Source organism: Streptomyces echinatus (genome assembly GCF_014203595.1).
Lineage (GTDB): Bacteria > Actinomycetota > Actinomycetes > Streptomycetales > Streptomycetaceae > Streptomyces > Streptomyces echinatus.
Map to the genome: position 1 here is coordinate 413,507 of NZ_JACHJK010000007.1, position 24,591 is coordinate 438,097.

19 protein-coding genes and 1 tRNA gene are annotated in these 24,591 nt (G+C 71.6%); 10 read left to right on the forward strand and 10 right to left on the reverse strand.

All coding sequences use genetic code 11. The annotated features are described in order from the left end of the window. Window positions 1-154: 154 nt before the first annotated feature. From FHS34_RS21720 to FHS34_RS21735, 4 genes are all read left to right on the forward strand, one after another. Window positions 155-1,663: a cytochrome ubiquinol oxidase subunit I gene (locus FHS34_RS21720; RefSeq protein WP_184967899.1), complete on the forward strand. Its 1,509-nt coding sequence runs from the start codon at window positions 155-157 to the stop codon at window positions 1,661-1,663. A gap of 15 nt (window positions 1,664-1,678) precedes the next feature. Further along, the gene (gene cydB, locus FHS34_RS21725; RefSeq protein ID WP_184967901.1) at window positions 1,679-2,698 is read left to right on the forward strand and encodes a cytochrome d ubiquinol oxidase subunit II; all 1,020 of its coding nucleotides are present in this window, start codon (window positions 1,679-1,681) and stop codon (window positions 2,696-2,698) included. A 60-nt stretch (window positions 2,699-2,758) separates the two neighbouring features. Further along, window positions 2,759-6,514: a thiol reductant ABC exporter subunit CydD gene (gene cydD, locus FHS34_RS21730; protein ID WP_184967903.1), complete on the forward strand. Its 3,756-nt coding sequence runs from the start codon at window positions 2,759-2,761 to the stop codon at window positions 6,512-6,514. Window positions 6,515-6,605: 91 nt separating this feature from the next. Then, on the forward strand, window positions 6,606-8,330 hold the full coding sequence (locus FHS34_RS21735; protein WP_184967905.1) for a sensor histidine kinase: 1,725 nt from the start codon (window positions 6,606-6,608) through the stop codon (window positions 8,328-8,330). A gap of 113 nt (window positions 8,331-8,443) precedes the next feature. Here FHS34_RS21735 and FHS34_RS21740 read toward each other — a convergent pair whose 3' ends face one another. The 6 genes from FHS34_RS21740 to FHS34_RS21765 all read right to left on the reverse strand — a co-directional run bounded on the left by FHS34_RS21740 (window position 8,444) and on the right by FHS34_RS21765 (window position 14,951). Continuing rightward, a complete protein-coding gene (locus FHS34_RS21740) occupies window positions 8,444-9,316 on the reverse strand; it encodes an HAD-IIB family hydrolase (RefSeq protein ID WP_184967907.1) in 873 nt (290 codons plus the stop codon). Window positions 9,317-9,599: 283 nt separating this feature from the next. Further along, on the reverse strand, window positions 9,600-10,502 hold the full coding sequence (locus FHS34_RS21745; RefSeq protein WP_184967909.1) for an LLM class flavin-dependent oxidoreductase: 903 nt from the start codon (window positions 10,500-10,502) through the stop codon (window positions 9,600-9,602). A gap of 98 nt (window positions 10,503-10,600) precedes the next feature. Continuing rightward, window positions 10,601-11,149, reverse strand: coding sequence for an RNA 2'-phosphotransferase (locus FHS34_RS21750; protein ID WP_184967911.1), 549 nt, complete (start codon window positions 11,147-11,149; stop codon window positions 10,601-10,603). 121 nt (window positions 11,150-11,270) lie between these two features. Continuing rightward, window positions 11,271-12,215 carry a MerR family transcriptional regulator gene (locus FHS34_RS21755; RefSeq protein ID WP_184967913.1) on the reverse strand — a complete coding sequence of 315 codons (945 nt, stop codon included), beginning with the start codon at window positions 12,213-12,215 and terminating at the stop codon, window positions 11,271-11,273. 142 nt (window positions 12,216-12,357) lie between these two features. Then, window positions 12,358-14,112: an SDR family oxidoreductase gene (locus FHS34_RS21760; protein WP_184967915.1), complete on the reverse strand. Its 1,755-nt coding sequence runs from the start codon at window positions 14,110-14,112 to the stop codon at window positions 12,358-12,360. Further along, window positions 14,109-14,951: a M24 family metallopeptidase gene (locus tag FHS34_RS21765; RefSeq protein ID WP_184967917.1), complete on the reverse strand. Its 843-nt coding sequence runs from the start codon at window positions 14,949-14,951 to the stop codon at window positions 14,109-14,111. The genes FHS34_RS21760 and FHS34_RS21765 overlap by 4 nt, the downstream gene beginning before the upstream one ends. A 340-nt stretch (window positions 14,952-15,291) precedes the next feature. Between FHS34_RS21765 and FHS34_RS21770 the strand changes: the two genes are divergently transcribed. From FHS34_RS21770 to FHS34_RS21795, 6 genes are all read left to right on the forward strand, one after another. Further along, window positions 15,292-16,257 (forward strand): ABC transporter ATP-binding protein, encoded by a 966-nt coding sequence (locus tag FHS34_RS21770; RefSeq protein ID WP_184968127.1) that lies wholly within the window; start codon window positions 15,292-15,294, stop codon window positions 16,255-16,257. Further along, window positions 16,247-17,155, forward strand: coding sequence for an ABC transporter permease (locus FHS34_RS21775; protein WP_184967919.1), 909 nt, complete (start codon window positions 16,247-16,249; stop codon window positions 17,153-17,155). The genes FHS34_RS21770 and FHS34_RS21775 overlap by 11 nt, the downstream gene beginning before the upstream one ends. Then, the gene (locus FHS34_RS21780) at window positions 17,155-18,066 is read left to right on the forward strand and encodes an ABC transporter ATP-binding protein (protein WP_184967921.1); all 912 of its coding nucleotides are present in this window, start codon (window positions 17,155-17,157) and stop codon (window positions 18,064-18,066) included. The genes FHS34_RS21775 and FHS34_RS21780 overlap by 1 nt, the downstream gene beginning before the upstream one ends. 10 nt (window positions 18,067-18,076) lie before the next feature. Next, window positions 18,077-18,796: an ABC transporter permease subunit gene (locus FHS34_RS21785; protein WP_184967923.1), complete on the forward strand. Its 720-nt coding sequence runs from the start codon at window positions 18,077-18,079 to the stop codon at window positions 18,794-18,796. 78 nt (window positions 18,797-18,874) lie between these two features. Then, a complete protein-coding gene (locus tag FHS34_RS21790) occupies window positions 18,875-19,093 on the forward strand; it encodes an SGM_3592 family protein (RefSeq protein WP_184967925.1) in 219 nt (72 codons plus the stop codon). A 254-nt stretch (window positions 19,094-19,347) separates the two neighbouring features. Continuing rightward, window positions 19,348-19,449, forward strand: a tRNA-OTHER gene (locus FHS34_RS21795). Between the two features lie 231 nt (window positions 19,450-19,680). Here FHS34_RS21795 and FHS34_RS21800 read toward each other — a convergent pair. The 4 genes from FHS34_RS21800 to efeB all read right to left on the reverse strand — a co-directional run bounded on the left by FHS34_RS21800 (window position 19,681) and on the right by efeB (window position 24,589). Next, window positions 19,681-20,481, reverse strand: a complete 801-nt coding sequence (locus FHS34_RS21800; protein WP_184967927.1) for an HAD family hydrolase — start codon at window positions 20,479-20,481, stop codon at window positions 19,681-19,683. Continuing rightward, the gene (gene serS, locus FHS34_RS21805; protein ID WP_184967929.1) at window positions 20,478-21,755 is read right to left on the reverse strand and encodes a serine--tRNA ligase; all 1,278 of its coding nucleotides are present in this window, start codon (window positions 21,753-21,755) and stop codon (window positions 20,478-20,480) included. Before serS ends, FHS34_RS21800 begins: the two co-directional genes overlap by 4 nt. Window positions 21,756-22,295: 540 nt before the next feature. Continuing rightward, window positions 22,296-23,228, reverse strand: coding sequence for a prephenate dehydratase (gene pheA / locus FHS34_RS21810; protein WP_184967931.1), 933 nt, complete (start codon window positions 23,226-23,228; stop codon window positions 22,296-22,298). An 80-nt stretch (window positions 23,229-23,308) separates the two neighbouring features. After that, window positions 23,309-24,589 carry an iron uptake transporter deferrochelatase/peroxidase subunit gene (gene efeB, locus FHS34_RS21815; RefSeq protein ID WP_184967933.1) on the reverse strand — a complete coding sequence of 427 codons (1,281 nt, stop codon included), beginning with the start codon at window positions 24,587-24,589 and terminating at the stop codon, window positions 23,309-23,311. Window positions 24,590-24,591: the final 2 nt, after the last annotated feature.

The window sequence follows — 24,591 nt, forward strand, 5'->3', positions numbered from 1 at the left end:
AAGGGGGGACCCCCCTTCCAAGGCTGAAAATCAGTGGGTCATAATGGCTTGTGAATGTGAACGCGTTCACAAGCGCGTCCCGTTTGCTCCCGTACGTGTGCATTAGAGGGGGCAAACCGCCGCTGTACCACGCCGTAGTAAGGAGAGTGACGACGTGGACCTGGCTTTGGCGCCGGAAACACTGGCGCGCTGGCAGTTCGGCATCACCACCGTCTACCACTTCCTGTTCGTCCCGCTGACGATCTCCCTGGCCGCTCTCACGGCCGGGCTGCAGACGGCCTGGGTGCGCACGGAGAAGGAGAAGTACCTCAGGGCGACGAAGTTCTGGGGCAAGCTCTTCCTGATCAACATCGCGATGGGCGTGGTCACGGGCATCGTGCAGGAGTTCCAGTTCGGCATGAACTGGTCGGACTACTCCCGCTTCGTCGGTGACATCTTCGGCGCCCCGCTGGCCTTCGAGGCATTGATCGCGTTCTTCTTCGAGTCCACGTTCATCGGTCTGTGGATCTTCGGCTGGGACAAGCTGCCGAAGAAGATCCACCTGGCCTGCATCTGGATGGTCTCGATCGGCACGATCCTGTCGGCCTACTTCATCCTCGCCGCCAACTCCTGGATGCAGCACCCGGTCGGCTACAAGATCGACAAGGCCAGGGGGCGGGCCGAGCTGACCGACTTCTGGGCCGTGCTGACCCAGAACACGGCCCTCACCCAGGCCTTCCACACCCTCTCGGCAGCCTTCCTGACGGGAGGTGCCTTCATGGTGGGCATCTCGGCCTACCACCTGGCCCGCAAGAAGCACATCCGCGAGATGAAGACCTCGCTGCGGCTCGGACTGATCACCGTGGTCATCGCCGGCCTGCTCACCGCGATCAGCGGCGACACCCTCGGCAAGGTCATGTTCAAGCAGCAGCCGATGAAGATGGCCGCCGCCGAGGCACTGTGGGACGGCCAGAAGCCGGCACCGTTCTCGATCTTCGCCTACGGCGACGTGGAGAAGGGCCACAACAGCGTGGCCGTCGAGATACCCGGCCTGCTGTCCTTCCTCGCCGACGACAACTTCACCTCCTACGTCCCCGGCATCAACGACGTCAACAAGGCCGAACAGCAGAAGTTCGGGCCCGGCGACTACCGGCCCAACATCCCCGTCGCCTTCTGGGGCTTCCGCTGGATGATCGGCTTCGGCATGGCCTCCTTCGCCATCGGGCTGGCCGGGCTCTGGCTCACCCGCAAGAAGTTCATGCTGCCGCAGCATCTGCGGGTCGGTGACGACGAGGTACCGCACCTGGTGCTGTTCAAGAACAAGGCGCTCAGCCCGACGCTCACCCCCTGGTACTGGCGCATCGCGACCTGGACGATGGCCTTCCCGCTGATCGCCAACTCCTGGGGCTGGATCTTCACCGAGATGGGCCGCCAGCCATGGGTCGTCTACGGCGTCCTGCAGACCCGGGACGCGGTCTCCCCCGGTGTCTCCCAGGGAGAGGTCCTCACCTCGATGGCCGTCTTCACCGCGCTGTACGCGATCCTCGCTGTGGTCGAGGTGAAGCTGCTCGCGAAGTACGTCAAGGCCGGCCCGCCCGAACTGACCGAGGCCGACCTCAATCCGCCCACGAAGATCGGCGGCGACACCCGTGACGCCGACAAGCCGATGGCCTTCTCGTACTAGGCCGGGGGAACAGTCATGGAACTTCACGACGTCTGGTTCGTCCTGATCGCCGTCCTGTGGACCGGCTACTTCTTCCTGGAGGGGTTCGACTTCGGAGTCGGCATCCTCACCAAGCTGCTCGCCCGGGACCGGCCCGAGCGCCGCGTGCTGATCAACACCATCGGACCCGTCTGGGACGGCAACGAGGTGTGGCTGCTCACCGCGGGCGGTGCGACCTTCGCCGCCTTCCCGGAGTGGTACGCCACTCTCTTCTCCGGCTTCTACCTGCCGTTGCTGGTCATCCTGGTCTGCCTGATCGTCCGGGGTGTGGCCTTCGAGTACCGGGCCAAGCGGCCCGAGGAGAAGTGGCAGCGCAACTGGGAGACAGCCATCTTCTGGACCTCGCTGCTCCCGGCGTTCCTGTGGGGCGTGGCCTTCGGGAACATCGTGCGGGGAGTGAAGATCGACCAGCACTTCGAGTACGTGGGCACCGTCTGGGACCTGCTCAACCCGTATGCCCTGCTCGGTGGTCTGGTGACGCTCACCCTGTTCACCTTCCACGGGGCGGTGTTCACCGCGCTCAAGACGGTCGGGGACATCCGGGTGCGGGCGCGGAAGCTGGCCCGGTGGGTCGGCCTGGTCGCGGCCGTGGTGGCGCTCGCGTTCCTGCTGTGGACGCAGGCCGACAGCGGCGACGGCAAGAGCCTCGTGGCCCTGGTCGTGGCCGTGGTGGCCCTGGTCGCAGCTCTCGTGGCCAATCAGGCGGGCCGGGAAGGATGGGCGTTCGCACTGTCCGGTGTCACCATCGTGGCCGCCGTGGCGATGCTTTTCCTCTCGCTCTTCCCGAACGTCATGCCGTCCACGCTGAACGGGGACTGGAGCCTGACGGTCACCAACGCCTCGTCCAGCCCGTACACCCTGAAGATCATGACGTGGTTGGCGGCGATCGCCACACCGCTCGTACTGCTCTACCAGGGCTGGACCTACTGGGTGTTCCGCAAGCGGATCGGTACGCAGCACATCGCTCCTGAGGCTGCTGCCGGCGCCGCGCACTGAGTCCGCCGAGGGTGTGTTTCACGTGAAACACACCCTCTGGGCCCGAAGGGCATGTTTCACGTGAAACCAATCGATCCGCGCCTTCTGCGCTACGCCCGTGCCACCCGGTTCTTCCTCGCGGCCGTCGTCGGTCTGGGGGCTGTCGGTGCCGGGTTGGTCATCGCTCAGGCGATGCTTGTCGCCGAGATCGTCGTCGGAGCGTTCCAGCACGGGCAGTCGGCCGCTGGCCTGAGCACTCCCCTGCTGCTGTTGGCTGCCGTGGCCGTGGGGCGATCGATTGTCGCGTGGCTGACCGAACGCGCCGCCCATCGCGCGAGCGCGGCGGTGAAATCGGAGCTGCGTGGGCGGCTTCTGGACAGGGCGGCGGCGCTCGGTCCGGGGTGGCTCAGCGGACAGCGGACCGGCTCGCTGGTCACGCTGGCCACGCGGGGAGTCGACGCCCTGGACGACTACTTCTCGCGTTACCTCCCGCAGTTGGGGCTGGCCGTGGTGGTACCGGTGGCGGTGCTGGCGCGGATCGTCACCGAGGACTGGGTGTCGGCAGCGATCATCGTCGGCACCCTGCCGCTGATTCCGGTCTTCATGATGCTGATCGGCTGGGCGACCCAGTCCCGGATGGACCGTCAGTGGCAACTGCTGTCCCGGCTGTCCGGCCACTTCCTGGACGTGGTCGCGGGACTGCCCACGCTGAAGGTGTTCGGCCGCGCCAAGGCGCAGGCCGCGTCCATCCGCCGGATCACCGGGGAGTACCGGCAGGCCACTCTGCGGACGCTGCGCATCGCCTTTCTCTCGTCGTTCGCGCTGGAACTGCTGGCCACGCTGTCGGTCGCGCTGGTCGCCGTGACGATCGGAATGCGGCTGGTCCACGGCGACATGGACCTGTACGTCGGTCTGGTGATCCTGGTGCTGGCGCCCGAGGCGTATCTGCCGCTGCGGCAGGTGGGCGCGCAGTATCACGCGGCGGCGGAGGGGCTTGCCGCGGCGCAGGAGATCTTCGCCGTGCTGGAGACGGCGGTGCCGGTGTCCGGTACGGGTGCGGTGCCCGCGGGCGCTGTGACCTTCGAAGAAGTCGGCGTCCGCTATCCGGGGCGTTCCTCGGACGCGGTGACCGGGGTGTCGTTCAGTGTCGAGCCCGGTGAGACCGTTGCGCTGGTCGGGCCGAGCGGGGCGGGCAAGTCGACGCTGCTGAGTGTGCTGCTGGGGTTCGTACGGCCGACCGAGGGACGGGTGCGGATCGGGGGTGCCGATCTCGGGGACCTCGATCTGACGGAGTGGCGGTCGCGGGTCGCGTGGGTGCCGCAGAGGCCGCATCTGTACGCAGGGACCATCGCGGAGAACGTGCGGCTGGCTCGGCCCGAGGCCGACGACGGTGCCGTGCGCCGGGCTCTGCGGGATGCGGGTGCGCTGGAGTTCGTGGAGGCGCTGCCGGAGGGGGTCGGCACCGTGCTCGGGGAGGACGGGGCGGGGCTGTCGGCGGGGCAGCGGCAGCGGCTTGCGCTGGCTCGGGCGTTTCTGGCGGACCGGCCCGTGCTGTTGCTGGATGAGCCGACGGCTGCGTTGGACGGGGCGACGGAGGGGGAGGTGGTGGCGGCGGTGCGGAGGCTGGTGGCCGGGCGCACCGTGTTGCTCGTCGTGCATCGGCCGGCGTTGTTGGGGGTGGCCGATCGGGTGGTGCGGCTGGAGGGGGCCGGGTCTGTGACGTACCCGGCGGGCGTGTGGCCGACCAGGGGGCTCCGCCCCCTGGACCCCCGACCTCGCCCACCCGCCATCCGACTCGGTGGGCTGGATGGTGAGCCGACGGGATTCCGGCTCGGTGGAATGGATGGTGGGCCGAGGGGGGCTCGGCTCGGCGGGGTGGATGGTGAGCCGGCGGAGTGCCGGCCCGGTGGGGTGAACGGTGAGCCGACGGGGGCTCGGCTCGGTGGGCTGGAAGGCGAACCGATGGGGTTCCGGCCCGGTGAGTTGGATGGTGAGCTGGCGGGGGCTCGGCTCGGTGGGCTGGAAGGTGGGGCGTCGGGGGCTCGGCGTGGTGGAGTGGTGGGGGGCCCGGAGGTCGCTGGGGTGGGGCGGCGGGTGTGGGGGCGGGTTCGGGAGAGTGGTCGGGGGGCGGCTGGGCGGCTGGTGGGGGCCCTGGTGCTGGGCAGTCTCGCGCTGGGGAGTGCCGTCGGGCTGATGGCGACCTCCGGCTGGCTCATCTCGCGGGCCTCGCAGCAGCCGCCGGTGCTCTACCTGATGGTGGCCGTGACCGCGACCCGGGCCTTCGGGATCGGGCGGGCCGTCTTCCGCTACGCCGAGCGCCTGTTGTCGCACGACGCCGTCCTGCGGATGCTGGCCGGCACCCGGGTCGCGGTGTACCGGCGGCTGGAGCGCCTCGCTCCCGCGGGACTGCGGGGTGTCCGGCGCGGTGATCTGCTCACCCGGCTGGTCGCGGACGTGGACGCCTTCCAGGACTACTGGCTGCGCTGGCTGCTGCCCGCCGGCACCGCCCTCGTCGTCTCCGTCGTCTCCGTCGGCTTCACGGCCTGGCTGCTGCCCGAGGCCGGTGCCGCCCTCGCGGCGGGGCTGCTGGCGGCCGGCGTCGGTGTGCCCCTGCTGACCGCGACCGCGGCCCGGCGGACCGAGCGGCGGCTGGCGCCCGCCCGGGGACTGCTCGCCACCCGCGTGACCGACCTGCTCACCGGCACCGCCGAGCTGACCGTGGCCGGGGCGCTGCCGGCCCGTACGGACGCGGCCCGGCGGGCCGACGGCGCCCTCACCCGGATCGCCGCGCGTTCCGCCGCCGTCACCGGGCTCGGCGACGGGCTCACCGCGCTGGTCTCCGGGCTGACCGTCACGGCCACCGCGGCGTTCGGTGCCCAGGCCGTGGCGGCCGGCCGGCTGAGCGGCGTGGCGATGGCCGTGGTCGTACTGACCCCGCTGGCCGCCTTCGAAGCCGTACTCGGTCTGCCGCTCGCCGTGCGGTACCGGCAGCGGGTGCGGCGCAGCGCGGAGCGGGTGTACGAGGTTCTGGACGCGCCCGAGCCCGTACGCGAGCCCGAGTCGCCCCGGCAGGCGCCCGTCTCGCCGTTCCCGGTGGTCCTCAAGGGCCTGGTCGCGCGGTACGAGGGCCAGCGGCGGGAGGCGCTCACCGGGCTGGACCTGACGCTGGAACAGGGGCGCCGGGTCGCGGTCGTCGGGCCTTCCGGGTCCGGCAAGACGACCCTCGCCCAGGTGCTGCTGCGGTTCCTGGAACCGGAGGGGGGCACCTACACCCTCGCCGGGGTGGACGCGTGCGCGCCGGCGGGGGACGACGTACGGCGGCTCGTCGGGCTGTGCGCGCAGGACGCTCACCTCTTCGACAGCTCGGTGCGCGAGAACCTGCTGCTGGCCAGGAAGGACGCCACCGAGGCCGATCTGCGGGGGGCGCTGGCCCGGGCCCGGCTGCTGGACTGGGTGGACTCGCTGCCCGACGGCCTGGACACGCTCGTCGGCGAGCACGGTGCGCGGCTGTCCGGCGGGCAGCGGCAACGGCTGGCGCTGGCCCGCGCGCTGCTGGCCGGATTCCCCGTACTGGTACTCGACGAGCCCGCCGAACACCTGGACCTGCCGACGGCGGACGCGCTGACCGCCGATCTGCTGGCCGCCACCGAGGGCCGTACCACGCTGCTCATCACTCACCGGCTGGCCGGGCTCGAGGCGGTGGACGAGGTGATCGTGCTGGATGCGGGCCGGGTCGTGCAGCGGGGGCCGTACGCGCGGTTGACGGCCGAGGACGGGCCGCTGCGGGAGATGGCGCTGCGGGAGGCCGAGGCGGACTCGCTGGTGGGGGTGCGGTGAGTCCTCATGGGCGCCCTCGTGCCCACGTGTTCCCGCGCCCTCCGGCACCGGCCGAGTTTCGGCGACAAAAGGGACTCATTACGCTCGGGGCATGGCCGCAGTTCACCGTCCCGAACCCGGCCCCGGACCCGAGCCCGGTAGCCGGACCGGACCCGAGCCCGGGCCGGTCGGCGAGTCGGCCGCCGGGCCCGGTCTGCTGGTGCCGCAGCTGCTGGCGGCGCTGCGGTGCGTGGGCAGCGGGCTGGAACTGCACTCCACGCTGAACCGCATCTGCGAGACCGCGGCCGGCCTGGCCGGGGCCCGGTTCGCCGCGATCGAGGTCCTCGCCGAGGAGGGCGAGGAGCTTTCGGACTTCGTCCATCACGGCCTGGACGAGGTGACCGCCCGCCCTGCCGGCAGGCTGCCGGACGGACACGAGGAGCTGCTCGACGCGCTCGTCAGGGACGGCCGGCCGGTTCTGCCGGGCGGCTTCGACGGGGACGCGCGGTCGGGCGGCTTCCCCGGGCACCGTCCGCCGGTGCGCAGCTTTCTCGGGGTGCCCATCCGGGTGCAGGGCGAGATCTTCGGCAACCTCTATCTGACCGGGAAGCACGGTGGCGAGCCGTTCGACGACGACGACCTGGCCATGGTCCGGGTGCTGGCCACCGAGGCGGGGATCGCGGTCGGCAACGCCCGGCTGTACGAGGCGGCCAAGCAGCGGGAGCGCTGGATCGACGGCTCCGTGGCCGTGACCACCGCCCTGCTGTCGGGCGGTGACGCCGACGAGGCCCTGCAGGTCGTCGCGGAGCAGGCCCGCCGGCTGTCCGGGGCGGCGGCCGGGATCGTGCTGCTGCCGGCGGAGGTGGGCGGTCTCGAGGTCGTCGCCGTGGCGTCGGACGAGCCGGCCGGGCTGCTGGGCGCGCTCATCCCCGCGGAGAGCGAGATCGTCGCGGACCTCCTGAGCGGTCAGGCGGTGTTCGTGGCGGACGCGGCCACCGACCCGCGGATGCTCACACAGCACGCGGACGGGTTCGGCCCGACGATGATGCTGCCCCTGCAGAGTGACGGCCGGGTCCTGGGCACGCTGGTCACGCCCCGGGCGCGCGGCGGACGGCCGTTCACGCGGGCCGAACGCACACTCGCCGTGCAGTTCGCCTCGCAGGCGGCGCTCGCGCTGATGACGGCGGAGGCGCAGCGCGACCGGGAGCGGCTCGCGGTGTACGAGGACCGTGACCGGATCGCCCGCGATCTGCACGACCTGGTCATCCAGCGGCTGGTCATGACGGGCCTGATGCTGCAGAGCGCACAGCGGCAGTCCCGGGTGCCCGAGGTGCGGGAGGGCGTCGGCACGGCGGTGGAGGAGCTGGACGTGACCATCCAGGAGATCCGCACGGCGATCTTCGCGTTGCGGCAGGGGCCGACGGAGGCGCCGCCGGGGCTGCGCACGCGGGTGCTGCGGGAGATCAACCTGGCCGCCGTGCCCCTGGGGTTCAGGCCCGCGCACCGCATCGTGGGGCCCGTCGACACGGCCGTCGGCGATGTGACCGGAAAGAACCTGATCGCGGCTCTGCGGGAGGCGCTGTCCAACGCTTTCCGGCACGCCGGGGCCTCCCGGATCGACGTCGTGGTGGACGCGGCCGTCACCCTGCCGGACGGGCGGCCGGGTGTACGGCTGACCGTCGCGGACGACGGCGTCGGTGTCCCCGGGAGCGGCCGGCGCAGCGGTCTGCGGAATCTGAAGCGCCGAGCCGAGTCGCTCGGCGGGGACAGCCGGCTGGGCCCGGGGATCGGGGACGCCGGCGGCGGTACGACCGTGGTGTGGGAGGCGCCGTACTAGTGCACGGCACCCCCCGGCGGCGATGACAGCGGTGCCAAGCGGTGCCCGGTCCGCCTGCGGCCGTGGTGATCCGGTGGGTTCACGGCCGCGGCGGTCCCGTGCGCGCGGTGTGCCTACGGCATCCGGTTCGCGAGCAGTTGTTCGATCACCACCGCCACGCCGTCGTCGTTGTTGGCGACCGTACGGCCCGACGCGGCGGCGACGACGTCCGGGTGGGCGTTGCCCATCGCGTACGACTGGCCGGCCCAGGACAGCATCTCGACGTCGTTGGGCATGTCCCCGAAGGCGACGACCTCCTCGTGCGAGATGCCGCGCTCGGCGCAGCACAGGGCGAGGGTGCTGGCCTTGGAGACACCGGGTCCGCTGAGCTCCAGCAGGGCGCTGGGGCTGGAGCGGGTGACGTTGGCGTGGCCGCCGATCGCGAGGCGGGCCAGGGTGAGGAAGGCGTCGGGGTCGAGGGAGGGGTGGTAGGCGAGGATCTTGAGCACGGGCTGGTGGGCGTCCGGGCCGTCGGGCGCGAGCAGTTCCTCGGCGGGCAGGAGGTTGTCCGGTATCTCCATGTGCAGCTTGGGATAGTCCGGTTCCTGGTGGAAGCCGTACGTCTGCTCGACCGCGAACACCGTGCCGGGCGCCGCCTCGCGCAGCAGTCCCACGGCGTTCAGGGCGTTCTCCCGGGCCAGTTCGCGCACCTTCACGAACCGGTGGGCCCCGGGGCCGCCGTGCAGGTCGACCACGGCGGCGCCGTTGCCGCAGATCGCGAGTCCGTGGCCGTGGACGTGGTCGCTGACCACGTTCATCCAGCGGGCGGGCCGGCCGGTGACGAAGAAGACCTCGATCCCGGCCTCCTCCGCGGCGGCCAGCGCGGCGACGGTCCGAGCGGAGACCGACTTGTCGTCGCGCAGCAGAGTGCCGTCCAGGTCGGTGGCGATCAGCCGCGCGGGCAGGGCGGCGGCAGGGGTCCCGGGCTGTCTGGTCGCTGAGGTCACCCGCATATTCTCGCCCAGGCGTCCGCACGGCCGTGCGGCGGTCCGCACAGATGAGACGCAGCCGACGTTCGGCCTGGCCACGGACGTCACCACAGTGGGCCCGCGTTCCCCACGGCACAGGGGACACGCCGCCGGGGCCGAGCTGACGCGGAACCGCGGTCAAGGACACGCGGCACCCCCGCCCCGGCACTCGGGCCGTCCGCCCGCGCACACACGGGACCCCCGCACCCACGCCCCACGGCGCCCGCGCCGGACGGGCGCGGGTGCCGCTCGGCTCGGGTGGTCAGTCCAGCTGGGCCAGGCCCTCCATGGCGATCCGCTCGAAGACCTTCTCGTCCGCGGCGAAGTCGGAGTCCGCGATGGGCCAGTGGATGACGATCTCGGTGAACCCCAGCTCCCGGTGGCGGCCGGCGAAGTCCACGAAGGCGTCCAGGGACGTCAGCGGGCGGCCGCGGTCCGGTGTGAAGCCGGTGAGCAGGACCTTGTCCAGCTCGCTCATGTCCCGCCCGGCGGCCTCGCACGCCTCGGACAGCTTGCCCACCTGCCCGCGCAGGGCCTCGACGGACTGCTCCGGCGTGCCGGCCTCGTACAGCTTCGGGTCTCCGGTGGTCACCCACGCCTGGCCGTACCGCGCGGCGAGCTTCAGCCCCCGCGGGCCGGTGGCGGCCACGGCGAACGGCAGCCGGGGGCGCTGCACGCAGCCCGGTATGTTGCGGGCCTCGTGCGCCGAGTAGAAGCGGCCCTCGTACGTCACCGTGTCCTCGGTGAGCAGCCGGTCGAGCAGGGGCACGAACTCGGCGAACCGGTCGGCGCGCTCGCGCGGGGTCCAGGACTCCTGGCCGAGGGCGGTCGCGTCGAAACCGGTGCCGCCGGCGCCGATGCCGAGGGTGACCCGGCCGCCGGAGATGTCGTCCAGGGAGATCAGTTCCTTGGCGAGGGTCACCGGGTGGCGGAAGTTGGGCGAGGTCACCAGGGTGCCGAGGCGCAGCCGGTCGGTGACCGCCGCGGCCGCCGTCAGTGTCGGGATCGCGCCGAACCAGGGGCCGTCACGGAAGCTGCGCCAGGAGAGGTGGTCGTAGGTGTACGCCGTGTGGAAGCCGAGCTGCTCGGCGCGCACCCACGCCGAACGGGCGCCTTCGTGCCAGCGGCGGTACGGAAGGATCACGGTGCTCAGACGCAGACTCATGCGTCCGAGGGTAAGCGGCCCCGCCCGCAACCCGGGAAACGGTCACCGCACGCGGCCGGCCGGGGCCGCAACGTGAGCGGGCCGACGGCGCGCCTCGCTCAGCGGGGGCCGGGAAAGCGCAGGTAGCGGGGCGGTACGGCGGCTGTCAGCCAGACGCCGTTGGCGCTGACATGGAACACGTGGCCGTCGCGGTGCATGGCACCGGAGTCCACGGCGAGCACGACCGGACGGCCCCGGCGGGCGCCCACGCGGGTGGCGGTCTCCCGGTCCGCGGAGAGGTGGACGGCGTGCCGGGTCATCGGGCGCAGGCCCTCCGCGCGGATCGCGGTCAGGTGCGCGGCGACCGTCCCGTGGTAGAGGTACGGCGGCGGGGTCGCCGGGGGCAGGCCGAGGTCGACCTGGATGCTGTGCCCCTGGCTGGCGCGGATTCTGCCGCCCTCGATCACGAAGCGCTGTTTGTCGTTCGTGGCGACCACGTGGTCCAGTTCCTCGCGCGTGAACCGGAATCCATGGGCGGTGGCCGCGCTGATCAGAGTGTCGATCTCCACCCAGCCGCCGGGGTCCGGGGTGAGCCCGATGCGCTCGGGCTGGTGGCGAAGGTGTCTGGAGAGATATTTGGACACCTTCACGGTGCGTCGTTCGTCCATGCGTCCAGCGTGTGGGAGAGACGCGGATCACGCAGCCTGTTTTCGACCGCGGGTTTGATCCACAGCCAAGTGGAGTTATCCACAGGGTAATTGGCGAAGTTGTGGACAACGAGAGCCGATTTTACGGCACTTCGTGAACACCTGTGCGGTCATGCGCCGATGATGCAAGATCATCCAACGCGCGTGCGCGTATCTCGCGTTCGGCGGCCAGCGCGATGAAGTCCGAAACGCGCTCCCGGCCAACCAGCTTTTCCACGGCCTCTGTCGTCTCGGCGGGCAGTGGCACCGTTCTGGTGCCGGAGGGTGGCTGGGGCGGAGTCTGCGCGACGAGGTGGGTGCGCAGCCGGCGGGTGGCCAACGTGCGCATGGCGCGGGCAAGTTCGGCGTCCACCGTCTGCTGGGCGAGGGGGCGCAGGCGGCGGACGAGCGAGGCGGCTTCGGCCGCGTGAGCGTCCGTGCGGTGGTCCGGGTCGGCCAGGTAGCGCGCGAAGACGTACTCGGTGGTGAACTCCAGAAAACGGGCCGCGATGTGCTCGACCTGTCCCCTCAACTCCCTGAGGTGGCCCGAGATCGCGGACAGCGGCACCCCGGCGGCGTGCAACTCGACCGCCACCGCCAGCTCTTGGGGGCTCGGGACGAGGAACGTGTCCGGATCGCCGGCGACCGGTTCCAGTACGCCGAGGTCGACGGCCTCGGCCACGGCGTCGTCGGGGGTGCCGCCGAAGCGGGCGTCCAGCTCGGCGCGGGTGACGCGGTCGGGCTGTTCGTCCGTCCACGGGCCCTCCACCTCCGCGACCAGACCGAGGATGCCGGCCAGGCCGCGGCCGGTGTCCCAGGCGTCCAGGACCTCCTTGATCGAGGCCAGGGTGTAGCCGCGGTCGAGGAGGTGGGCGATCTGGTGCAGGCGGCTGACGTGGGCGTCGGAGTAGAGGTTGGCCCGGCCCCGGCGTTCGGGGCGGGGGAGGAGGCCGCGGTCCTGATAGGCGCGGATGGTTCTGACCGTGGTGCGGGTGTGCTGGGCCAGGTCCTCGATGCGGTAGGTGTTGGGGGCCGGGGGGTCGGGCATCGTCGGGTTTCCTTGCGCGGTACGGGAGTTGGTGCCGGTCGGGGGTGGGCCGCTTGCCCGCGCCGGCGGGGTGCCGCCGCGCCCACCCGTGCCGCCCCAGCGGCACGACCGCCCGCGGCTACGTGTTACCTGCCGCCCGGTGTCACAGTCTGGGTTCCACCCGGGCGATCCTCCGGAGCAGGCCCGGTGCGAAGCGGGACAGTACGTGGGCGCCCCGGGCCTCCGGGGTCACCGGTGCCACCGCCGTGTTCCGGGTCACCGCGTCCAGGATCGCGTCGGCCACCTTCTCCGGCGGATAGTTGCGCAGCCCGTACAGGCGGGCGGTCCGCTGCCGGCGACGGCGTTCCTCCGCCGCGTCGACGCCGGTGAAACGGGCCGTGGAGGTGATGTTGGTGTTGACGAAGCCCGGGCAGACCGCCGTGACCCCGATGTCCTGGGAGGCCAGCTCGGCGCGCAGGCACTCGGAGAGCATCAGCACGGCCGCCTTGGAGGTGCTGTAGGCCGGCAGGGCACGGGAGGGCTGGTACGCCGCCGCGGACGCGATGTTGACGATGTGGCCGCCCTGGCCGCGCTCGGCCATGCGCGCCCCGAAGAGCCGGCAGCCGTGGATCACCCCCCACAGGTTGACGTCCAGCACCCTGCGCCAGTCGTCGGCCGTCGTGGCGAAGAAGGAGCCCGACAGGCCGATACCCGCGTTGTTGACCAGCACGTCCAGCACGCCGTACTCGCGGTCGACCTTCTCCGCGAGTTTCTCCATGGCCTGCTCGTCGGAGACGTCGGCCGGCTCGGCCCAGGCCTCGGGCGCGCCGACCAGCCGGGACAGCTCGGCGGTGCGGGCGGCGGCCTCGGCGTCGCGGTCGACGGCGATCACGCGCGCTCCGGCCTCCGCGAAGGCGAACGCGGTGGCCCGCCCGATACCGCTGCCCGCGCCGGTGACCAGCACCAGCTGCCCGGCGAAGCGGTCGGCGTGCCGGCCGGTGGGCACCGCGGCGGGCCGGCCGCCGTCGACGGAGGTGACGAACGCCTCGATCCAGGAGGCGACCTGGTCGGGCCGGGTGCGCGGAATCCAGTGCTTGGCCGGGAGCGTGCGGCGGGTCAGCCGGGGGGCCCACCGGTCCAGGTCGTCGTACAGCCGCTCGGAGAGGAACGCGTCCCCCTGGGGCGTGATGAGCTGCACGGGCGCGTGCGCGAACGCGTCCGGGCGGGGCCTGCTCAGCCGGGCGCGGACGTTGTCCCGGTACAGCCAGGCGCCGTGCGCCGCGTCGGAGGGGAGGGAGGAGGTCGGGTAGTCCCCGCCGGGGACCCGCTCGACCCGCTCGAGGATCTTCGGCCAGCGCTTGCCGAGCGGTCCGCGCCAGGCCAGTTCCGGCAGGGCCGGTGTGTGCAGCAGGTAGACGTACCAGGACTTGGCGCCCTGGCCGAGGAGCTGGCCCACCCGGCGGGGCGTCGGGCGCTTCACGCGCGCGTTGATCCAGTGCCCGAAGTGGTCGAGGGACGGGCCGGAGATCGAGGTGAAGGAGGCGATACGGCCCTCCGTGCGGCCCACCGTGACGAACTCCCAGGACTGCACCGAGCCCCAGTCGTGCCCGACGAGGTGCACCGGCCGGTCCGGGCTGACCGCGTCCACGACGGCCAGGAAGTCGTCCGTCAGCTTGGCGAGCGTGAAGCCCCCGCGCAGTGGCCGCGGTGCCGTGGAGCGGCCGTGGCCCCGGACGTCGTAGAGGACCACGTGGAAGCGGTCGGCGAGGCGGGCCGCGACCTCGGACCAGACCTCCTTGCTGTCCGGGTAGCCGTGCACCAGGACGACCGTCGGCTGTTCCGGGTCGCCCAGCTCGGCCACGCACAGCTCGACCCCGCCGGTGCGCACCCAGCGCTCACGCGCGCCTTTCAGTGTCACTTCTCCTCCGCCCAGCGCCGCACGTGCGGCAGATCGTCGTCCAGCCAGAAGGCGCTCTCCGCGGGGTCCCGGGAGTCGGTGACCACCAGGATCTCCTCGAACTTCGCGCCGGTGCCGCGGAAGCCGAGGTGCGGTTCGACCGCCCACAGGCCCGGCCGCGGCGGGTGGTCCGAGAAGCGGTACGGCGACCACAGCGGCGACCAGCCCTCGCGGTGGCCGTGCAGCGCGTCGGCGGCCAGCCCCTTCAGGGACTGCGTGCCGAACCCGAACAGGTGGGGCGACCAGCGGCGCTGCTTCACCCGGTCCACCTTGTGGGCGATCACCCCGAAGGGGTAGGCACGGTGCCGGTTGGCATAGCCCTGGCGGACCATCAGCCGGTCCACGTCCTGGTAGATCTCCCGCAGCGGGCGCCGCTCGCGCACCTCGCGCAGGATCAGCTCCCGGTGTGCCTCCAGGTCGGCCATCAGCCGGTCCTGCACCGGGTTCACGCCCAGCGAGCCCGAGTAGCCGATGTCCGCCGTGTGCCCCTCGTACACCGGCGCCATGTCCAGGATGAACGGCATTCCCGGCTCCAGGGCGCGGTCGGTCGGGAAGAACTGGAGCGGGATGCGGAAGTCCACGAACGCCGTGCGGTCGCCGAACCAGGCGAAGGGGAGGTGGAACCAGTCCCGCACGCCCCGCTCGCGCAGCCACTCGCGCTGCATCCGCGCCGCCTCGCGCTCGGTCACGCCCGGCTCCAGGCGGGCCGCGACCGCCTCCGCGCACTCGTAGGCGAGGCGCTGCACCCGCCTGAATCCTTGGAGTTCCACCGGGAGTTCGCTGCTCACTGCCGTCGTCATGCCGCCCCGTCCCGTCGCCTCGACGACTCGTCCGTCGTCCCGGTGACTTGGCCCGCCGCCTCGTCCCGTCGACCGCGGTACGCGTCCGTAACTTGACACTGGTGAATGTGACAGTTGTTAGAGGCGGCGTCAATAGGCGGGATCGAGGCCTGTGGACGACGGCCGTCCGGCACCCTCTGCGACACTCCGTCCGGCCCCCTCTCCGACAGTCCGTCCGGCGCCCCGGCCCACCCTGGGACAGACGACCCCTAGGGCCTCGTAATACCTGGGTCTGACGAGGAAACGGCTCTGAGGTCTGACGACCGACGTGGTCCGGGTCACTACCTTCGAAGACGTGACTGTGATCGTGACCGAAAGCCTGAGCAAGCGGTTCCCCCGGGTGACCGCGCTCGACCGGCTGTCCGTGGACATCGGGCCCGGTGTGACCGGACTCGTCGGAGCCAACGGCGCCGGCAAGTCCACCCTGATCAAGATCCTGCTGGGGCTGTCCCCCGCCACGGAGGGCCGGGCCGAGGTGCTCGGCCTCGACGTCGCCACCAAGGGCGCCGCCATCCGTGAGCGGGTCGGGTACATGCCGGAGCACGACTGCCTGCCGCCCGACGTCTCGGCCACCGAGTTCGTCGTCCACATGGCCCGCATGTCCGGCCTGCCGCCCGCCGCGGCACGCGAGCGCACCGCCGACACCCTGCGCCATGTGGGTCTGTACGAGGAGCGCTACCGCCCCATCGGCGGCTACTCGACCGGCATGAAGCAGCGCGTGAAGCTCGCCCAGGCCCTGGTGCACGACCCGCGGCTGGTCTTCCTGGACGAGCCGACCAACGGCCTCGACCCGGTCGGCCGTGACGAGATGCTCGGCCTGATCCGCCGCATCCACACCGACTTCGGCATCTCGGTCCTGGTCACCTCCCACCTGCTGGGCGAACTGGAACGCACCTGCGACCACGTCGTCGTCGTCGACGGCGGCAAGCTGCTGCGCTCCAGCTCCACCACCGACTTCACCCAGACCACGACCACCCTCGCGATCGAGGTCACCGACAGCGACACGCACCCCGACGGCACCCGCGCGGTCCGCGAGGCGCTCCACGCGCGCGGGGTCGACACGCAAGGGGAGGCCGGCGGGCTGCCCGGCGCCGGACACATCCTGCTGCTGACCGCCACGGGCGACGAGACGTACGACCTCGTCCGGGACGCGGTCGCCGACCTCGGCCTCGGCCTGGTGCGCATGGAACAGCGCCGGCACCACATCTCCGAGGTGTTCACCAGCAGCGACGAACAGCGGAAGGAGGCCGTCGGCCATGGCGGTTGAGCATTCCCCGGCCACGCCCGCCGGCGACCGGTCCCGCATCCACGACATCGGCTACCGCGGCTACGACGGCCCCCGCCTCGGCCGCGCCTACGCCCGCCGCTCGCTGTACTCGCAGTCCCTGCGCGGCGCCTACGGCCTCGGCCGCTCGGTGAAGTCCAAGGTGCTGCCGATGCTGCTGTTCGCGGTGATGTGCGTACCCGCCGCCATCATGGTGGCCGTCGCGGTCGCCACCAAGGCGCACGAACTGCCGGTGGCCTACACCCGGTACGCGATCATCATGCAGGCCGTGATCAGCCTGTACGTCGCCTCCCAGGCCCCCCAGGCCGTCTCCCGCGACCTGCGCTTCAAGACGGTGCCGCTGTACTTCTCGCGGCCCATCGAGACCGCCGACTACGTCCGCGCCAAGTTCGCGGCGCTCGCCTCGGCGCTGTTCGTCCTGACCGCCACGCCGCTGCTCGTGATGTACGTGGGCGCGCTGCTGTCCAAGATGGGCTTCGCCCACCAGACCGAGAAATTCGCCCAGGGACTGGTCTCCGTGGCCCTGCTCTCACTGTTCTTCGCCGGGATCGGCCTGGTCATCGCGGCCGTCACCCCGCGCCGCGGCTTCGGCATCGCCGCCGTGATCGCCGTGATGACCATCTCCTACGGCGCGGTCTCCACCCTGCAGGCCATCGCCTTCGCCCAGGACAGCACCGGCGCCATCCCGTGGATCGGCCTGTTCTCGCCGGTCACGCTGATCGACGGCGTGCAGTCCGCCTTCCTCGGCGGCAGCTCCGCCTTCCCCGGCGGGACCGGCCCGTCGGGCGGCGAGGGCGCGGTCTACGTCGTGGCCGTGCTGAGCCTGATCGCCGCCTGCTACGGCCTCCTGAACCGCCGCTACCAGAAGGTGGGGCTCTGATGACGACGCTCTCCATCGACCACGTCTCCCGCTGGTTCGGCAACGTGGTCGCGGTCAACGACATCACCATGACCATCGGCCCCGGTGTCACGGGCCTGCTCGGCCCCAACGGCGCCGGGAAGTCCACCCTGATCAACATGATGGGCGGTTTCCTCGCCCCCTCCACCGGCACGGTCACCCTGGACGGGCAGCCGGTGTGGCGCAACGAGAAGATCTACCAGCACATCGGCATCGTCCCCGAGCGGGAGGCGATGTACGACTTCCTCACCGGACGCGAGTTCGTCGTCGCCAACGCCGAGCTGCACGGCCTCGGCGACAAGGCGGCCCAGCGGGCCCTCGCCACGGTCGAGATGGAGTACGCGCAGGACCGGAAGATCGCCACGTACTCCAAGGGCATGCGGCAGCGCGTGAAGATGGCGAGCGCCCTGGTGCACGACCCGTCGCTGCTCCTGCTGGACGAGCCGTTCAACGGCATGGACCCGCGCCAGCGCATGCAACTGATGGACCTGCTGCGGAAGATGGGCGACGAGGGCCGCACGGTGCTGTTCTCCTCGCACATCCTCGAGGAGGTCGAGCAGCTCGCCCGGCACATCGAGGTCGTCGTCGCCGGACGGCACGCGGCCAGCGGCGACTTCCGCAAGATCCGCCGCCTGATGACCGACCGCCCGCACCGCTACCTGGTGCGCTCCAGCGACGACCGCGCTCTCGCGGCCGCGCTGATCGCCGACCCGTCGACGGCCGGCATCGAGGTCGACACGGCCGAGGGCGCGCTGCGCATCCAGGCCGTCGACTTCGGCCGCTTCACCGCACTGCTGCCGAAGGTCGCCAGGGACCACGGCATCCGGCTGCTCACGGTCTCGCCGTCCGACGAGTCCCTCGAGTCCGTGTTCTCGTACCTGGTCGCGGCGTAGGAGGCCGAAGATGTACGACCCCACCGTCGCCCGGCTCACCTACCGGGCCCTGCTGGGCCGCCGCCGGGCCCTCATCCTCGGCGCGCTGCCCCTGCTGCTCATCGTGATCGCGGTCGCCGTGCGCGCGCTGACCGGAGCCGACGACCAGACGGCCTCCGACGTCCTCGGCGGCTTCGCGCTCGCCACCATGGTGCCGATCATCGGTGTCATCGCGGGCACGGGCGCGATCGGCCCGGAGATCGACGACGGCTCCGTCGTCTACCTGCTGTCCAAGCCGCTCAAGCGGCCCACGATCATCTTCACCAAGCTGATCGTCGCCATCGCCGTGACCATGGTCTTCTCGGCGGTGCCGACGCTGATCGCGGGCCTGATCCTGAACGGCAACGGGCAGCAGATCGCGGTCGCCTACACGGTCGCCGCGCTGGTCTCCTCCATCGCCTACTCGGCGCTGTTCCTGCTGCTGGGGACGGTCTCCCGGCACGCCGTGGTCTTCGGGCTGGTCTACGCCCTGGTCTGGGAGGCGCTGTTCGGCTCCCTGGTGCCGGGAGCGCGCACGCTGAGCGTCCAGCAGTGGTCGCTGGCCGTCGCCCACAAGGTCTCCGGCGGGGACCTGGTGACCTCCGACGTGGGCCTGACGACGGCCACCGTCCTGCTGGTGGCGGTCACCGTCCTGGCCACCTGGTACGCCGGCCAGAAGCTGCGGGCGCTGAAGCTGGCGGGCGAGGAGTAGCCGGGGCGGCTCTTGACGGGGGCTTCACTCCCGTCCGGGCACTCTGGATCCGGGGACGCAATTCCGGGAGGCACGGAAATGGCTGACGAGGCGCTGCCCTACGACGAGTGGGACGGGGTCGTCCTGGACGAGGCGTTCATACGCTCCGCCGGGGCCTGCGAGCCGTCCGCCCGGGCCCGGATGCTCGCCGCCCGCTGGCGGGCCGAGGAGCCGCAGCCGGAGCCCTGGCGTTCCGACGAGCCGCCGGCGGGCTGGTTCTTCAGCAGGGCGCGCAGGCGCCGGTGGCGTCGACGGTAGGCGCCCCTTTTATTCGGTGGCGTCCAACTTGGTGGCGGGGCACAGTGGTTGTGCCCCGTCCGCCGGGATCGTCCCGGCGCCGCGAACCGGGAGTGGAGGTGGGCGATGTCCATGCACGGCAGTACGCCCAGCTCCCGTCAGGGCAGTCCGAGGCCGGCTCCGGAGTGATTCGTTACCTCTCCGTGTAGCCACGGGAGCTGCCCGGGGCGGCCGCTTCGAGCACGCGATGTCGCTCTCGCGTGGGCCGCCCACCCGGAGGATTGGCCGAGTGGTAAGGCACCGGCTCGCGCTGTGTTCGATCAACGCGAGTCGTGGTCGGGGGACACCCCGCGCACGTTCGATCCGTGCATCCTCCGCGAGACGTTGTCACTGTGACTCGGCCGCGTTTTCTGTCGGCAGTGCGTCGAACCGGCCGGAACGCCCAGTTCGGCGGGCCGGAGTGTCTGTCTGTGGCGGGCGGGGCTTGACGGCCGACGGGGCGGCGGTTCCCCAGGGGCGCGGGGAACTGCGCGAACGGCCCCCACGCACCCGCACCCGGCGAACGAGCGCACCCCCTGCGGCGCGCACCCGAGCACACCGGCGCTCCCCTACGCCAGCAACCGTTCCAGGACCACCGCGATGCCGTCCTCCTCGTTGGAGGACGTCACCTCGTCGGCCACCGAGCGGAGCTCCTCGTGGGCGTTGGCCATCGCCACCCCGCGGGAGGCCCAGGCGAACATCGGGATGTCGTTCGGCATGTCGCCGAAGGCGATCGTGTCGGCCGCCTTCAGGCCCAGCCGGCGGGCCGCCAGGGACAGACCCGTGGCCTTGGACAGGCCAAGGGGCAGCAGTTCGACGATGCCCTCACCCGCCATGGCGACCGTCACGAAGCCGCCGGCCGCCTGCCTGGCCGCCTCGGCCAGCTCGTCGTCGCCCATCGTCGGATGCTGCACATAGATCTTGTTGAGAGGCGCCGTCCACAGATCGGAGGCGTCCGTGAACGGCGTCGCGGGAAGCGTGCCGGTCACCGCGTAACCCGGGCCCACCAGCACCTCGCCGTCGAGGCCGTCACGGCTGGCCGCCAGGTACAGCGGACCCACCTCGGCCTCGATCTTGGCCAGGGCCACGCCCGCCAGCTGCCGGTCCAGGGTGACCGAGGTCAGCAGGCGGTGGGCGCCGGCGTCGTAGACCTGGGCGCCCTGGCCGCAGACGGCGAGGCCGTCGTAGCCGAGGTCGTCCAGGATGTGCCGGGTCCACGGCACGGCGCGGCCGGTGACGACGATGTGGGCCGCGCCCGCCGCGGTGGCCGCGGCGAGCGCGTCACGGGTGCGCTGCGAGACCGACTCGTCGGAGCGCAGCAGCGTTCCGTCGAGGTCGGTGGCGATCAGCCGGTAGGGGAAACCGGTCACTTGGCGACCGGCTCCAGCACCTCGCGGCCGCCCAGGTACGGGCGCAGCACCTCGGGGACCCGGACGGAGCCGTCGGCCTGCTGGTGGTTCTCCAGGATCGCCACGATCGTGCGCGGGACGGCGCACAGCGTGCCGTTGAGCGTGGCCAGCGGCTTGACCTGCTTGCCGTCGCGGACCCGGATGGACAGCCGCCGGGACTGGAACTCGGTGCAGTCCGAGGTCGACGTCAGCTCGCGGTACTTGCCCTGGGTCGGGACCCACGCCTCGCAGTCGTACTTACGGGCGGCCGAGGCGCCGAGGTCGGCGGAGGCGACGTCGATGACGCGGAACGGCAGCTCCAGCGAGGTCAGCCACTGCTTCTCCCACTCCAGCAGGCGCTGGTGCTCGGCCCGCGAGTCCTCGGGAGCGACGTACGAGAACATCTCGACCTTGTCGAACTGGTGCACGCGGAAGATGCCCCGCGTGTCCTTGCCGTGCGAGCCGGCCTCGCGGCGGAAGCACGGGGAGAAGCCCGCGTAGCGCAGCGGCAGCTTGTCGGCGTCGATGATCTCATCCATGTGGTACGCCGCCAGCGGGACCTCGGAGGTGCCGACCAGGTACAGGTCGTCCTTGTCCAGGTGGTAGACGTCCTGGGACGCCTGGCCGAGGAAGCCGGTACCCGCCATGGACTGCGGGCGGACCAGCGCCGGGGTCAGCATCGGCGTGAAGCCGGCCGCGGTGGCCTGCGCGATCGCCGCGTTCACCAGGGCCAGCTCCAGCAGGGCGCCGACACCGGTGAGGAAGTAGAAGCGGGAGCCGGAGACCTTGGCGCCGCGCTCGACGTCGATCGCGCCGAGCAGCTGGCCCAGCTCCAGGTGGTCCTTGGGCTCGAAGCCCTCGGCGGCGAAGTCGCGGATCGTGCCGTGCGTCTCCAGCGTGACGAAGTCCTCCTCGCCGCCGACGGGCACGTCGGGGTGGACGAGGTTGCCGAGGCGGAGCAGCAGCTGCTGGGTCTCGGCGTCGGCCGCGTCGCGCTCGGCGTCGGCGGCCTTCACCTCGGTCTTCAGCTGCTCGGCGCGCTTGAGCAGCTCGGCCTTCTCGTCGGCGGTGGCCTTGGGGATCAGCTTGCCGAGCTGCTTCTGCTCGGCGCGCAGCTCGTCGAAGCGGACGCCGGAGGACCTGCGCCGCTCGTCGGCAGACAGGAGGGAGTCGACGAGCGCGACGTCCTCTCCACGGGCGCGCTGGGACGCGCGCACACGGTCGGGGTCCTCACGGAGCAGGCGAAGGTCAATCACGGGGCCAAGGCTACCGGTGCGGGGTCGCCGCTCACGAATCACTATTCCGGGGAGTTCGGATTGGCGGCTTACGTTCCGTTATGCGGTAAATGCCGAACGTGTTCCCCGCGTCAAGGGAAAAGCGTCTCACTCCCTGGGACGGGGCAGGGCTCCGGTGCCCGGTTGACCGGATTTCCTTGTGGAGAACGGGATTTGGCGACCCGGTTGTCCACAGGGATCCAGGCCCTCCGGAGAGTTATCCACAGGCTGTGTGGACAGTCTGTGGATTTCGGAATTGATCACTCCGGAAACGCCGAACGGACTGAAGAATTCCCGGGTCAAACCCTGCTGACACCCACTTTCGGGTGGAAAACGGTCGCCCCAAAAGATGAACCAAAGGAAACGGGTGGACGAAGGGTGACCCAGGGAGCGGTGACCTCCGGTGGGGTCTGTAGGGCGATTTGTCGACCCGGTGACACTGCCCTGTCGACTTGTCCCCAGGTCGAGAAGGGAACCTGTGGATAACTCCTGTGGATAACGTTCCTATGCAGGTACGACTGGCTAGAACCGGCCGTCCTGGCAGCGTGCCACCCAGTCGGCGGCGGCCATGAACTCCTCGTCCGACGTCCCCGGCAGCGTCGGCCGGGACTGGGCCGGCGTGATGTCCGCGCGCGGATAGGAACCGAGAAAGCGGACCTGGAGACAGATCCGGCGCAGCCCCATCAGTGTCTCCGCCATCCGCCGGTCGGCGATATGGCCCTCCGCGTCGATGCAGAAGCAGTAATTGCCGATGCCGGCACCGGTCGGCCGGGACTGGAGCAGCATGAGGTTGATGCCGCGGGAGGCGAATTCGCCGAGCAGGTCGCGCAGGGCGCCGGGGTGGTCGTCCCGCTGCCACAGCACCACCGAGGTCTTGTCGGCACCGGTGGGTGCGGCCGGCCGGGCCGGGCGGCCGACCAGCACGAACCGGGTCTGCGCGTTCTCCGCGTCGTGGATCCCGGTCTCCAGTGCTTCGAGGCCGTACCGGGCGGCGGCGAACTCGCCCGCGAAGGCGGCGTCGTAGCGGCCCTCCTGGACCAGGCGGGCGGCGTCCGCGTTGGAGGCGGCGGACTCCCAGAGGGCGTCCGGGAGGTTCGTGCGCAGCCAGTTGCGCACCTGCGGCTGCGCTGCGGGGTGGGCGGAGACCGTCTTGATGTCCGCGAGCTTGGTGCCCGGCCGGACCAGCAGCGCGAAGGTGATCGACAGCAGCACCTCGCGGTAGATCATCAGCGGTTCGCCCGCGACCAGTTCGTCCAGGGTGGTGGTGATGCCGCCCTCGACGGAGTTCTCGATCGGCACGAACGCCGCCTCGGCCTCGCCGACCCGGACCGCGTCCAGCGCGGACTGCACCGACACGTACGGGATCAGCTCCCGGGTGGCGGCCTCCGGGAGCGTGCGCAGGGCGACCTCCGTGAAGGTGCCCTCCGGGCCGAGATAGGCATAGCTCGCTGGCATGTACCTCACCCTAACGGCCGTAGGGGGAGCAGGCGTCCGTGTCTCAGGAATGCCACTCGTCCGTGTGGTTTGAACCCGGTTCACCCTTCGAGCAGCCGCTGGCCGACGTATTCGCCCTTCGCCGCCCCGCCGGGGACCGCGAACAGGCCGCTCGCCTCGTGCCGGATGAACTTCGACAGCGCGTCTCCCCGGTCGAGCTTGCGCTGCACCGGGACGAAGCCGCGCAGCGGGTCCGCCTGCCAGCAGACGAAGAGGAGACCGGCGTCCGGTGTGCCGTCCCGGTCGATGCCGTCGTGGTAGGAGAAGGGGCGCCGCAGCATGGCCGCGCCGCCGTTGCGGTCCGGCCGGGTGATCCGCGCGTGCGCGGTGAGCGGGACGGCGAGGTCGCCCTTGGCGTCGGTCTTCTCCAGGTCCATCGGGGTCGTCTCGGAGCCGCCGGACAGCGGCGCCCCGTCGGCCTTGCGCCGCCCGATGACCTGCTCCTGGGCGGAGAGCGACAGCTTCTCCCAGTCGTCCAGGAGCATGCGGATGCGGCGTACGACGGCGTAGGAGCCGTTCGCCATCCACGCGGGCTGACCCGAGGCGGGCACGAAGATCCGCTGGTCGAAGTCGGCGTCGGCCGGCCTCGGATTGCGGGTGCCGTCGATCTGGCCCATGAGGTTGCGGGCCGTCATGGGGTGGGCGGTGGCGCCCGGACTGCGGTTGAAGCCGTTCATCTGCCAGCGCACCCGCGCGGCCGAGCCGGCGTCCTTCTGGAGCGCGCGCAGGGCGTGGAAGGCGACCAGGGCGTCGTTCGCGCCGATCTGCACCCACAGGTCGCCGTCGCTGCGGGACCTGTCGAGCTGGTCGGAGGAGAAGTCCGGCAGCGGGTCGAGCGCGGCGGGCCGCTGCTTCTCCAGGCCCGTCCGGCCGAAGAATCCGTGCCCGAAGCCGAAGGTGACCGTCAGCGAGGACGGCCCGGCGTCCCGGGCCACACAGGTGTCGTCGTGCGGGGCGGCCTCGCCCGCCATCAGCCGCTCGGCCGTCGCCGACCAGCGGCGCAGCAGGGCCGCCGCCTCCTTGCGGCCCGCGCCCGCCGCCAGGTCGAAGGCGACGAGATGGCCGCATGCCTGGAGGCCCTCGGTGATGCCGGGCTGATGTTTCCCGTGAAACATCGCGCGGCCGGAGCCCACCGACGTCAGCGGGGTCGCCCCGGCGGGCGCGGCGGCGTATCCCACGGCCCCGCCGGCCGCGCCGAGCACGAGCCCGGTGGCGCCGGCGGTGCCGAGCAGGGCGCGCCGGGAGACGCCGCCGGCGCCGGACGCGGGCTCCGCCGGCGGTGCGCCGGGGGTACGGGCCGCCTGTATGGACTGGTCGGGCATGG

Coding starts and splice junctions, on each gene's coding strand:
- cydB (WP_184967901.1), top strand. CDS start 1,679: ATGGAACTTCACGACGTCTGGTTCGTCCTGATCGCCGTCCTGTGGACC.
- FHS34_RS21735 (WP_184967905.1), top strand. CDS start 6,606: ATGGCCGCAGTTCACCGTCCCGAACCCGGCCCCGGACCCGAGCCCGGT.
- FHS34_RS21745 (WP_184967909.1), bottom strand. CDS start 10,502: ATGAGTCTGCGTCTGAGCACCGTGATCCTTCCGTACCGCCGCTGGCAC.
- FHS34_RS21750 (WP_184967911.1), bottom strand. CDS start 11,149: ATGGACGAACGACGCACCGTGAAGGTGTCCAAATATCTCTCCAGACAC.
- FHS34_RS21755 (WP_184967913.1), bottom strand. CDS start 12,215: ATGCCCGACCCCCCGGCCCCCAACACCTACCGCATCGAGGACCTGGCC.
- FHS34_RS21765 (WP_184967917.1), bottom strand. CDS start 14,951: ATGACGACGGCAGTGAGCAGCGAACTCCCGGTGGAACTCCAAGGATTC.
- FHS34_RS21775 (WP_184967919.1), top strand. CDS start 16,247: ATGGCGGTTGAGCATTCCCCGGCCACGCCCGCCGGCGACCGGTCCCGC.
- FHS34_RS21780 (WP_184967921.1), top strand. CDS start 17,155: ATGACGACGCTCTCCATCGACCACGTCTCCCGCTGGTTCGGCAACGTG.
- FHS34_RS21785 (WP_184967923.1), top strand. CDS start 18,077: ATGTACGACCCCACCGTCGCCCGGCTCACCTACCGGGCCCTGCTGGGC.
- FHS34_RS21790 (WP_184967925.1), top strand. CDS start 18,875: ATGGCTGACGAGGCGCTGCCCTACGACGAGTGGGACGGGGTCGTCCTG.
- pheA (WP_184967931.1), bottom strand. CDS start 23,228: ATGCCAGCGAGCTATGCCTATCTCGGCCCGGAGGGCACCTTCACGGAG.
- efeB (WP_184967933.1), bottom strand. CDS start 24,589: ATGCCCGACCAGTCCATACAGGCGGCCCGTACCCCCGGCGCACCGCCG.